2 protein-coding genes are annotated in these 13,150 nt (G+C 65.9%); one reads left to right on the top strand and one right to left on the bottom strand.

The annotated features are described in order from the left end of the window. The first annotated feature begins 132 nt into the window (after positions 1-132). Positions 133-327 (top strand): hypothetical protein, encoded by a 195-nt coding sequence (locus L810_RS47610; protein WP_148712290.1) that lies wholly within the window; start codon positions 133-135, stop codon positions 325-327. Between the two features lie 165 nt (positions 328-492). Here L810_RS47610 and L810_RS29570 read toward each other — a convergent pair. Further along, on the bottom strand, positions 493-13,150 hold a 12,658-nt coding region (locus L810_RS29570; protein WP_042976678.1), incomplete at its 5' end, for a filamentous haemagglutinin family protein.

Below are 13,150 nucleotides of genomic sequence, written 5' to 3'. Positions count from 1 at the left end.
CCTCGAGTGATCGAGGCGGTTTTTTTATGCCGAAGCTGGCTTACGTCATGTCTCGATGCATGCGACTCCAGCAGCACTCACCCGAATACGACAAGGGCGCACGGGACGATTGTTTCTGCGTCCGGTGGTGATATGACCGATCCCACCAAGCGGGCTTCGTTTTCCGGCTCCGATGCCTGTCACTGGCCAACCCGCATCCGGTTATCCGGTCTCGGGCACGGACCGGATTCTCTTGAATCGGCGAACCTCCTGAGCGACACGAACGCATTTTTTCTCGGCACCGACAATTCACGCGTCTGCGGCCTTGGAGGCGACGAGGGACATTGACCGGAACCAGAATCGAGACTAACGCAACAACGCACGGCAGCCGCCTCGATAATCAAGGCGGCTGATGTATCAACCGGTTAGTTTGGCCAAATCAAGCCGGGCATCCCACTTCCGGTTGGCGAAAACACAGCTTTCGTCTCGGCTATGTTGCCGCTTACACGCCAATCAGAGCCGGTTGAGTTTCGCCAACTCCTCCTTGCTCAGCAACGCTTTCTGCGTCGCCCCCGCCGCCGCCCCAAATCCCAGCAGCGAAACCGAATTCGACGAATCGTAGCCAACCTGCTCCGACCTGCGCCGCTTCGATCCGCCATCCGCGCCGTTGTCCCCGAAGCCCTCGACCTGCACGCTGATCGTCCAGCGACGCGGCGCGACGCCCGATGCGTTGTTCCTCGCGATGTCCTGCGCGACCTGGCTCGCCGCCGACGCCGCCGAACTCGCCGCCGTCAGTGCACCCGTGTTCACCGCCTGCACGAGCGGAATCCCGGTCGCCTTGCCCGTCACCTGGATGTTGTCGGCATTCACAACACGCAAAGCGGCAACGTTCAGGTTGCCCGCGCGAATGCCGGCGTCGCCCGCATCGACGGTCCCGCGCGGCGCGATCAGGTTGACCGTGCCTTTCGGCGCACCCGGGATGCTCTGCAGCGTCGCGATACCCGCCCCCGTCACCTGCCCGCGCGAATCGACCGTGCAGTAATGGTTCGCATCGCAGACATACTGCGGCGCCGGCGTGTCGGCCGACGTTTTCGCGCCCTTGCCCGCGTTGATGTCCCCGTTCGAACTCCAGATCGTCATGTCGCCGCCCTGCTCGGTGAAAATCCGGCTCTGCGCGAGCAGCACGCTCTGATCCGTGAAGATGTCGACGTTCCCCTTCTCGAGCGTCAGGATCCCCATCGTGCCGGGGCCGGCCACTACGTTTCCGGTGCTGTCGACGATCTGCGGCGGCGCCGTCGTGCTGCCGACGAGCGCCTGCCCGCCGGGACCGAGGATCGTCACATCACCGCCTTGCTGCGTCTGGATCGTCGTGCTGCGAATGTCGAGATCGCCGGTAGCGACCTGCTTGTTCGCACCATTCGAGCCACCGCCCAGATTGTTCGCGGTATAGCCGAACGAAGCCGGAAACAGCGTGTTGATCGCCTGATAGCCTCTTGCGTACTGACCGCTGTATCGGCTCGCAGGATCGTTGAAGTCGGCACCGACTTGCGCGAGCACGCCGAACAGCACCTTCTCCGCGAATAGTTGCTGAACGTACGACGGCAACGCCTGGAATTGCTTCCACGCTTCGTCGGCCGTCAGCCGGCCAACCTTCGCCAGCGCCGCATCCTTGTCGGCCTGCAGGCCCGTGTCGACGCCAATTCCCGCGTCGTACTGCTCCATGAATGCAATCAGTGCGGGCGTTGCGCTCGGTACGCCGGCAACCGAACTGCCCGGCGCGACGTAGGTCGAGACGAAGCCGGGAAGATCGATGCCTGGGCCTACGCCGAACAGCACATTGATGCTCGCACTCTCGTGCGGCAGATTCGGGTTGTTCGCGTTTCCGACTGCATCGATGCCGGTGAAAAGGTGCGCGAGTCCGCCCACGTTGACCTTCCGGTTATACAACTCGGCTTGACTCGTCAGCGGGCCGATATTACGTCCAGCCTGAACATCGAACCATCCCGGTCCGCCAAGCGACAGTACCGGCACCGCACCGGTGGTCGTCGAAATCGGCGTATCGTAAATGCCCCGCCCCGCCACGACGCGCGTCACATCGGAGCTGCGCAGATTCTGCCCCCAGAACGCCAGATTGACGATGTCCTGCCCGGCCTGCAAAAGCGCGGGTTTGTCGACCGAAAACGTGACGAGATTCTGGTAAAAGCCGTCGCCGGTAACTGATGTATTTATCCCGCCATTGACGATGCTTCCGTTCAAGCTGTAAACGCGCACAGGCTGCAAATCTGCACCGTGAAGCGGATTCAGCGCATGAGCTGCAAGCGTCGTATTCGTCAACGCCGGGATATTCGGTGTCAAGCTCGGATTCGTCGGCGACGGCATCTGCGATGGATCGGCGTCCGATAGACCGAACGTTTTCGGCAATGCTGCGTCGATCCGCGTGGCCGATACATTGGACAGGTACACCGATTGACCCGCGATCAAGTTCAACTGACCGACTGCCGAAGGATAGAGAACGCCTCCGGATTGGATGTCGATTGCACCGTCGAATGCGGTCATGCCGAGGCTCGCAGGCAACACGCCATTTGCACCGGTCAACGCTCCTCCGAGCGCGCCGAGTTGAACGTCGCCGGTCGTGGACAGCACATTGACCGCCGAAGTCGGGGAATAGACCTGATTGTCGGGATACTGGCCATAGCTCGAAAGATTGATGACACCGGTCGGCTGTCCACCGCTCTGAAAAAAGCTGCTTGAATAAGACGGATTCAATACCGCGCCAATCCCCACACCCTGACGTGCGGTAACGTCGAATATGCCGTCCTGAGTCGCAAGCACCGTCGACACGTCGATCGGACCAGCGCCGAGCACACGAGGTGCGATGGAAATATCGGACCCGATGCGACCGCCAGCCGATATCGTGCCGGCTCCCTTCGCAACGAAATAGTCACCGCTCAGAATGTCTCCACCTGCGCGTACGGTCAGATTTCCTCCACCGACGGTGACAGGCTTGCCGCTGCCGTTCAGGTACCACGTGGTCGGCAACGATACGGCGAGATCCGAGATATTGCCACCGGCGCTGATCGATACATTACCGCCGACACTCATTACGCCTTGGTCGAATGCGCCGAAGTCGATCGAGGTTCGGGTCAGCGGCGCGACAACAACTTGACCGTCGGTTGTTTTCCCCGCGGTAATCTGCATCCACTGCCACCAGTATTGGCCAATGTCGTTACCCGTGCTCCCTGTCACGGCTCCTTTCGTATCGATCACGCTTTGCATGCCATCGATATCACCCTGCGCGTGAATCGTGATATCACCGGCCGAATCGGGATTCACGGCAGGTGTAATCAGGACGTCTTGCAGGCCGCCACTCGGAGCATGGGCAATCGCAACGGCAGTACCCACCGATGGCGCCCCTGCAGCAGGCGCACCGGCCGTGTAGATCACGCCAGGAACGATCAAGGTTGACGAATCGGCTGTCTTGTTCGTATCGAACAGCGACACTCCGTTGCCGGCCGCCACATCGATTGATCCCGTGCCGGTGCGGATCGTTACGGGCTCGACGAGTGTCAGACCGTTGCTGTCGACGTAGCCGGTATGCCCGCTCAGCGTCACATTGCCGGTACCGGCTGAGGTCGCCCCTGCATTCGTGAGCGTCGAAACCGGTTGCAATGCGAGCGGATTCGCACTCTGCACATCGGCACCCGACACGATCCGGTATGACGAGCTACCACCGCCAAGCAAGGTCGCGAAAGCTACCGGCATCGGGTTGTTTGGCGTCGGCACGTTGGCTACCGCGTTACCGGGCAATGCACCGATGTTGACGATGCCTGTGTCTGGCACCGATGCGGGTGCGATCGGTGCATAGAACATGTTGTAGGAGTTTCTAGGTGCGAAAAGACTAGGCCATCGATTATTGAAGTAGTCCGAGTACGCCAGCATGTAGTTTGAATAGTCTGCCAAGTACGCCGCTTGGGCAGAATTGCCCGAATTGGGTTGTAACCCGACCGGAGGCGTAGGCGCAGCGGGCGTCCCGAATCGGATTACCGACGCGCGAGAGTACCCATACAGATACGATGTCGAGCTCTTGGCGCCTGTCAGGTCCGGCCCCCAATAGGCGGTCAGATAATCCGAGTATGTGGCGAAATCAGCCAGCACCGGCGCCGGCGTCGTCGACGGCCTGACCGGCAGGATGTGCCCAACGTAATTCGATGCCGTGTCCGGCGACGTCCACGCCTCGATATCCTGTTGCCAAGCTCCGGTATATGACAAATACGCAGAGTAATAGCCGGCCGTCTGACCCATTAGCGGTGAGGCGAGCGTCGCATTCGGATCGAGCGCCGTCAGGTTCGCCGTGGCTCCATCGTTAAAAGACACCGTCACCTGCGTCGGATCATCGATCGACACAAGCTGATCGAACTTCTGCTTCGCGTCCGTGTAGGTACCGGTTGCCGTAACCGGCCCCACCCCGCCCAGAATCGACGCGACCTGGCTCTGATAAAACCCGTCCGAAATGCTTGCGTACGCATCGAAATCGTTCGCCGCGCGGAACGTCAGCGTCGGCGCGATCGTCGACCGATAGCGGAAATCGGGTGTGATGCTGCCGCTATTGTTCGGTGCGCCCGCGCCGAGGTTCCAGTTCGACAGCACCGAAATATTGCCGCCGTTGACCGCATTGCCGGGATTGTCGAGCTCGATGCCCGGCACGACGCTGAAATTCTGCAGCGATGCACCGGCGAACTGGCCGGCGACGCCATCCGGGCCATGCTGAACGAACGCCATCAACGTGCCCGGCGACGTACCGGAACCGTCGGCGCGATATCCATAGAACGCGACATGATCGGCATTCGCGGCCCCTGCGACGAAATACGCACCTGTCAGCCCGGTAAAGCCGCTGCCGGAAATCCCGTTGCGCAATTGATCCTCGGTGACCGCCGTCGACTCGCCGGTCGCGTTGTTGACGAGCGTTCCGCCGCCTGCGCCGCCAGGCGTATAGCTGTACGTCGCCGGCGTGCTGCCCGGCACCGTGAACGTTCCGGCAAGCAGATGGCCACTGCCGTCGTACCAGCCGGCCGGATCGATGAGGCCGTCGAAATGCTGCGAGCCGGTCGTCGCATCCGCTGCGCTCCACACCGCATACGCCTCGACGGTCGTCTTGCGCGAACCATGCACGCCGCCACCATCGAGCGCGATATTGACCGTGCCGTCGCGCAGCAGCGGTGCACGGAAATTGACCGTGCCGTCGAGCGTGCCGCCCGGCGTACCGCCGGACACGTCGATCGACGCATTCGAGCCGAGCCGGATCAACCCGGACTGCGCGGCGGATACATTCTCGTAGCCGTAAGTCGCGTTGTACGGATCGGCTACGGCCGGATCGAACGTCGCGCTCGTGCCGATCGCGACCTTGCCGCCGCGCTGGCTCGCATCGGTCGCTTTCGCGAGCAGCGAACCCTCGATGTCGACACCGCTCTTGCCGTACAGGCTGATCTGCCCGCCCGCCTTGCCCGACGCATCGATCGTCCCCAGCACGTTCACGTTGCCGTTCGCCGTATCCGACGCGTTGCCCGCGCCGCCGTCGGCCGTCAGCGACACCGCCCGCGCGGTCAGCGCATTGCCCGCCGACAGCGTCAGGTTGCCCGACCGCGTATGAATGTCGATCGACTGGTTCACGCCGCTCGATGCGAGCGTCTTCGCGAGCGAATCGAGGTCGGCCGCGCCGCCCGTGTCGAGCGACAGCGAGCCGCCCGCGTAGCCGTTCGTCGCGCCGCCCTTGATCGTGCCGTTCAGGCTCGCGACCTGCTTCGGCGCCGACAGCGTCAGGCTGCCAGCCGCGCCGCCCCCCTTCGCGCCCGAGAAGTCGAGCGTCGCACCCGGCTGCACGTCGACCGTCCCCGCATCGGCGGTCAGGATAATCGAACCGGCCGGCGCGTACTGCGTCACGTCGAAGAACTGCTTCGACACGCCCGCCGAACTGACCGTCGAACCGCCGCCGATCGTCAGGTTGCCGGTGGTCGCCTCGAGGCTCACGTTGCCGGCGGGCGCCGCGATCGTCGCACCGTTGTCGGCAAGCGTGCCGCCAACGAATTTCCATGCGCCGCCGACCGGCGTATTCGTCAACGCGGTGCCGGCCGCGCCGCTCAACGTCAGCGCCCCGGTCGTCTTCACGGTCGACGCGGAGCTCGTATCGGCCAGATACACGGGCGCGTTGAGCGTCACCGGCAGCGCCCCGAAATCGAACGTCCCGGTGCCTTGCCCGACGATGCCGCCGGTCGCCGTCAGGTTCGCCGACGAGAATCCGCTCAGCGTCTTCGTGCCCGCGCCGAAGTCGATCTCTTTTGCGTTGACCGTCAGCACGCCGCTGCCCGGCGTGACGGTGCCGTTCGCCGCGCCCGTCTCGTTCGTGAACGCGATCTGCTGTCCGTTCAGCGTCACGCGGCCGCCGTCGCTGGTGAACGTACCCGCGCTCAGGTCGACGCGCGTGCCGAACGTCGCGCTCACGTCGCCGACGAAGCCCATTGCACCGTAGCTGCGCAGCGACACGAGATCGGCGTTGGCGAGTTGCGCCAGGCCCGCCGGATCGATCACGAAACCCGGCAGCGCCGCCGCGGCCGCGCCGCTCGCGTTCGTGAACGTGATCGCCGAACCATCCACAGTGATCGCTTTCCCGGACAGCACCGCGCTCGGATCGACCTTCAGGTTGCCCGAGGAATCGAGCATCAGCGCCTGGCCGCCCGACAGCGTCGCGCCTGCACCGACCGTCAGCAGCCCCGTGCCGGTGCCACCCGTGCGCGTGAGCGGCGCCATCGCGCCATTCGACACGCGCAGCAGTGCGCCGTCGCCGGCGATCGTGATCGGCTGGTCCTTCGCCGCCGGGTAGTCGCCCGCCGCCGTGATCGATGCACCCGCGTCCACGCGCAAACCGTTCGCCGCGCTCGGATCCGTGTCGCTCGCGTCGGTTTTAGTCACGAGCAGGATCTCGGGCCCCTTCAGCGACGAATTCCCGTCGTTCGACACCACGACGCTGTTCGCGATCGGCGTGATCGTCACGCCCTTGGTCGTCGCCGCGCGCGTGCCGCCGATCAGCAGGCTGCCGGCATTCAGCGAATCGAGCGCATCGCCGCCGATCTGCAGATAGCCGGGCAATGCGGCGCTGCCGCTGCCGGTGATCTGGATGTCCTGCGACGCGATGTCGACCTCCGCCGGCGCGCCGCCCGGGCCGGCCGCCGCGTTGAGCGTCGCGCCAAGCGTCAGCGCCTTCGTCGCGGCGAGCACGAGCTGGCCGCCATCCACCGGCAGCGGCGGGGTCACGTTGCCCTGCTTCGCGGCCTGCGCGGTGAAGAAGTCGTTCGCGCCCTTCAGCGTGTACTGCGAATACTGCTGCCACGTCGCGCCCGACTGCACGTTGAAGAGCGTCGGCGTCGCGCTGCGGCCGCCCGTCACCGCATCGGCGAAATACCCGGCCGCCATGACGGTGCCGTCCGGCAGCACCTGCGACGCGCCCGGCACGACGTTGCCCGTCGTCGCCGACACGGTCACGCGGTACGCGCCGGGCAGCGTCGCATACTTGCCCGGCAGCAGCGTGTAATAGCCGGGCGCGAGTCCCGGCACGCCGGACAGGTACACGGCCTTGCCGATCGCGTCGTTCAACCCGGCCTGGCCGACGCCCAGCGTCACGGTCTTGGTCGTCGGCGTGCCGTTGCTGGCGACATCCGGCTGCACGGTCTGCGCGAACAGCGGATCGTAGGCTGCGACCGGCGATTGCGTGCCCGGCACGATCGCATAGACGTTCCCGCCGCCCGCATTGACCGGCACCGCCGTCGCGCCCTTGCCGCTCGCATAGCTCACGTTGTATTGCGACAGCACGTCGCGCGTGCCGCCCGTGCCGGGCACCCATTCGGCGGCCTGCAGGTCGCCGCCGCCGGACAGGTCGATCGTCGCGCCCTTGTTGAGTGCGACGCTGGTGCCGTTGACCCCGATGTACTTCGCTGGCGGCGCGATCAGGTCCGACGCCGTCGTGCCAGCGATCGGATTGAATTGCCATTCGACGCCATCGACCGTCGTACCGTAAGGAATGATCGAACCGCCGTTCGAAACCGACGTCACGCTGCCGTTCGCGAAGGTCACCGAATCCGTCGCCACGAGCAGCAGGTTGCCGAACTGACTCTGCGTGGCGCTGTTCGTCGGGTCACCGACGCCGAACACGATCGTGCCGGACGGCGCACGCACGGTGCCGCCCTGCACGATGTTCGTTGCATCGACGAGCAGCGTGCCGCCGGCCGACAGCGGCGTGCCGGACACACCGGTCGTGCCGAACGTGACGGTGGTCGGCGCGGGTTTGCCGGTGGTCGAATCGACCGGGCCGACCGCATCGACGATGAACGTGCTGCCGGTCGCCGGATACAGGCTCGCCGCGTTGAACGTCACGTTGCCTGGCGTGTACAGCACGCCCGGCGACAGCCCCTTGCCCGATGGATTGGAAGCGCTCAGACGGATGTCGCCGCTGCTGGTGAAATTCGCCTGCCCGATATTGTTGAGCTGGAACTGGTTGCGCAGATCGACGAACGACGCATTCACGTTCAGCGTCGCGTCGGAACGCGTGGCGACCGGCGTGAAGGCGGGTGTCCCCGAAGGGGCCATCGGGCCGGCAAATGCGACGTACGGCGCGCTGATCGTCACCGTCGTGCCGAGCGGAACGGCCGGCGGCTGGGCGAGCAGGTCCGCGAGCGCCGAGTTGCCACCCGCCGGCTTCGCAGGGGTCGACAGCAGCGTCGAAAGCTGATCCATCCCGATCGCCGCGATCCGGCCGGTATTCAGCGTGACGGATTCGGGCAGCGTCAGGTTCACGTTGCCGGCAAACGCGATCGGCGGCGCCGCGAACGGGGATGGCGTGCCATCGCCCAGCACGAGATTCGCGATTCCCGAATCGTTCAGGCGATCGACGGCGAACTGGATCACGCCGGTGGGCAATCCGGTCGGCAACCCGGTGGTCGGATCGATCGGCGTCGGAAAATCCTTGCCCGGCGCAAGCCCCGCGGGCAACAGCATCCCGCTTTGCTGCACGACGAGCGCCGTCGCACCGGGCGCACTGCTGTTCGCCCGCGGCAGGATCGTCAGCGTACCGCCGCGCGCCTGCGACGCGCCGGCATGGCCGGCCATTGTCCCGTCCGCAAAGAGGCCGTACGCGGGCGCCAGCGTGATCGAGCCCGCATCGCTCCACACGGGCTGCGACGCATAGGTGCCGTTCGCCTGCAATCGGTCGAAGTTCGCGGACACGCCCGACACGTCGATCTTCGACCCGGCTTGCGTCACCACATAGCCCGCATCGCTCGACAGCGTCACCGAACCGCCAGGCAGAACCTTGCCGGTATTCGGCACGACGGTCGTTCCACCGATCTTGACCGGCGCGGCAAGCGGATTGGCGAGCGCGACACCGGATACGTCGAGCGTTGCGTCCGACCCGAGCCACGCGGATCGGCTGTTGCTTGGCGTGAAGACATTGAATTGGCCCGGTTGAGGGGCCGTGGTGCCGGTATCGGCGCTCAGTACGATCGCCCCGCCCGGCGCGACCACCGAGCCGAGCACGGTCACCTGCTTCGGCGATGCGAGCACGATGCCTGCACCGGCGTCCGCGTGGATCGATGCCCCCGACGACAGCGTCACCGCACCGGTCACGCCCGGATACGACGGCACCGCGCCGTTGTTTGCCGCCGTCAGCCACGACACGACGTTACCGCCGGTCAGCACGAGCCCTGTCGGCTGCCGGTGATACGCATCGAGTTGGCCGACCGTCGTCAGGCCGCCCGCGGACAAGCTCGCGCCCGAACCCGTCTGCTGCAGCGCCAGCGCGTCGGGAAGCAGGTTTCTCTGCGTGAGCGCAACCGTCGCGCCCGGCGCGATGGTCGAGTCGTAGTACGCGTTCAGCACGTACTTGCCGAAGCCCTGTTGCGCAAAGAAATTCTCGGGCAAATACACGTCCCACGGCGCCGCTGCCGCCTTGTCTCCACCGATCCGGAAGCCGAGCGCGCCCAGGGTCATCGTCCCGCCCCCCGAGAAACCGTCGCTCAGGATCGTGCCGCCCATCGCAATCGTGCCGGCAGTCGGCTGGATGTCCGGCAGGTTCGCGCCGCCGTCGTTCGTATGACCGAACTGCGCGCCGCCCGCCGGCACCGCATAGGTCTGCAACGCAACGTTGCCGCCGCGCCCGGCCGGCACGCCGTTCTGTATCAGCAACTGGCCGTTCGCGAGCATTTCGCCGCCGCCCGACACATCGAGCACGCTGCCCGGTTGCAGCAGGATCGATCCTGTCGCATCCACGGCGGTGCCGTTCACGAACGTCGCATTCTCCCTCGCCGACAGCGAAATGCTGCCGCCGTTGATGAACTGGCTGTTGCCGGGCGTCGTGCCCGGCGCGGCCTGCACGTCGTTGTTCACCCACTGGCCGGCCGCACTGAGCGCGCCCTGCGGCCCGACGACCACATTGCCGCCGCTCGTGATCGAAATCGAACCGGACGGCGCGGACAGGCGCCCCGCGACGGTCACGTCGGCGCCGACCGCCGGGCTGTTGAGCGAGATCGAACCGCCCGGTTGCAGGTTCAGCTGTGCGCCCTGCGCCACCACGATGCCCTTGCCCGCGTTCTTGTCCTCGGTCACGTTCAGGTTCGCGAACCCGCCGTTGTTCAGCGTCGCGACCGGTACCACGCGCGTCGCCGGCAGATTGTTCGGATCGTTGGCGGCCAGCGATTGCGGCGCCCCCTTGTCGAGCGGCGTGTCGATCGAGAAACCCGGCATCAGCGCGCTCAACTGCGGTGCCGAGTCCTGCAGGATCGTCAGTCCCGACAGCGCATTGAGCGGCAGCGACGCGGTGTTCGCCGCACTGTTCCACGTCATCCCGGCCAGCGCAGTGCCGGCCAGCTTCGGATCGGCCCCCAGGTTGAACGTGCCGCCGGACGGCAGGCTGTTGCCCTGCATCTGCTTCGCACCGCCGAACGCCTGCGCGCTGATGTCGCCGTCGAGCACCAGCGCCTGCGACGCGAACAGGTCGAGCGTGCCCGCGTTGCCGCCGACGATGGTGTCGGACTGGTAGGTGCCGCCCGTCTGCAGCGGGTTGAACCACGACTTCGTCACACCCCAGCGCGGATGGCTTTCGACGAACTGCCCGGCAATGCCGACATAGCGATCGTACGGGCTCGCCTGCCCGATCGGCACGATCGCGCCGTTGGCGTCGACGAGCCGCGTCGTATTGACCATCCCGCCGTCGTAGTGCACGTACCCGCCGTTCAGGTTCATCGACGAACCGGTCGCGGTCATCACCTCGTTACCGGACAGCGTGATCGTGCCGCCGTTGGTCAGCAGTTGGTCGACGGTACGCGGAATCAGGTTCACATAGCCGGACAGATTCAGGATCGGGCTGCCGACCCACTGCACGCCGTCGCTGCGCGTGCCCGACAGCGTGCTGTCGACGACCACGCCCTTCAGCCCGAACAGGAAACTGTTGCGCAGCAGCGGCGAATCGGCGAGTTCGTTCTGGCCGATCCGGTCGACCGTCACGAGCGTCTGCGAAATCGGCGCCTGCACGTCCGCCAGCCCCGACACGTCGATCGTCGCGCCGTCGTCCACGTAGATGCGGCCCGGCACCGCGGTCTGGCCCGACACCTGGTTCGTCACGACCGACGGCGCATAGGCCGTCACCGACACGTTCGAGCCCGGCGCCTCGATCAGCGAGCCGCCCTGGAACCAGACGGAGCCGGCCGTCATCGCGATGCCGCCCGGCGTGAAGGTCGTGCCGGGCGTCGACGTCGCGGTCTGGCCGTTGTTGTCGGGCAGCACGGTCGTCACCGATCCCGGCCCGAAGCTCAGCAGACCGGCGCGATTGACGTTGTCGCCGCCGCCGGGGCCGCCCGTGACCGGCGTCGAGCCGGTATAGGGATTGCCCAGCGGATTGTTCGACGCATATTCGTCCGCCGTCGAGATCGTGATCGTGCCCGGCGTGTTCACGCTCGTCGTCACGCCCACCACGCCGTTCTGCGCGACGCGGCTGCCGAGCAGGTTCACGTTGCCTCGCGCAGCCTGCACGATACCGGTGTTCGTCAGCGTGCCGGCCGGCGTGACGTCGATCGACGCGCCGGTGGCCGGGTCGACGGTCACGATCTGCCCGCTCAGCTCCGGCAGCAGCACTTGCGGATTGCCCAACGTTCCGGCTCCGTTCGGCCGCAGGCTCACCCCCACGCCCGCCGCCAGCACGACCTGTCCCGACGTCGCCGCGATGCTGCCCGCGTTCGTCACGTTCGGCGCGGCGACCAGCACGAAACCGCCGTCGCTGGCCGTGCCGTTGGTGTGCGTCGTGATCGACGCGCCCTGCTCGATGGTCACGTCGCCCGGCGGCTGATACGCACCGCTCAGCAGCGCCTGACTACCGAGCCCGAGCACCTCGTTCGGCTTGCCCCCGTCCCCGGCCGTTCCGCTCGAACTCCCCGACTGCGGATAAGCCAGCCCGCCCGTCGTCCCCGCCGGCAGGCTCAGGAACTGCTGGTTGCTCGCGACGATGCCCGCGGGCGTTGGCACGAGCTGGTTCTTCATGTCGAGCAGGTTCAGCGACGAAGCAACCAGCGAATGCACGTTGACCTGCGATCCGGCGCCGAACAGCACGCCGTTGCGGTTGATTACGTACACGGCGCCCTGCGCGGTGATGTTGCCGAGAATCTGGCTCGGCCTGCCGCTCGGATCGTTGATCCGGTTCAGCACGGCCCAGTTGTTCGCGCCGTTCGTCTGCGTGCCGCCCGATTGATCGAAATTCAGCGTCGTCTGCCGGCCGACGTTCATCGTCTCCCACGTCAGCACCGCGTTCTGCCCGGTCTGCTTGACATCGACGTTCACGTGCCCGCTACTGTCGACATTCTGCGTCGGCGCATTCGCGTTGAACCACAGCACGGGGTTGTTCGTATCGCTCGACCCGCCGGCCGCCACCTGCAGCCCGCCCGGCGTCAACCCGTTCGGCACGGTCGAAGGCAGCTTCGCCGCCGCAGCCGCCGCATTCTGCTGCGCGGCGATCTGCGCGGCGATCGCATGCGCGGCATACCCGAGGTTGCGGATCGAAGGCTGGCTCGCCTGCAGCGCCTGCTGCGCCGACACGCCCAGATTCGGCATGCCCGGCGCGCCGCCGGCACCGCCCGCGCCG

This window comes from Burkholderia sp. AU4i (assembly GCF_000466765.1).
Lineage (GTDB): Bacteria > Pseudomonadota > Gammaproteobacteria > Burkholderiales > Burkholderiaceae > Burkholderia > Burkholderia cepacia.
The sequence above is the reverse complement of the archived record's forward strand: the minus strand, read 5'-3'. Positions and strand labels throughout refer to the sequence as shown.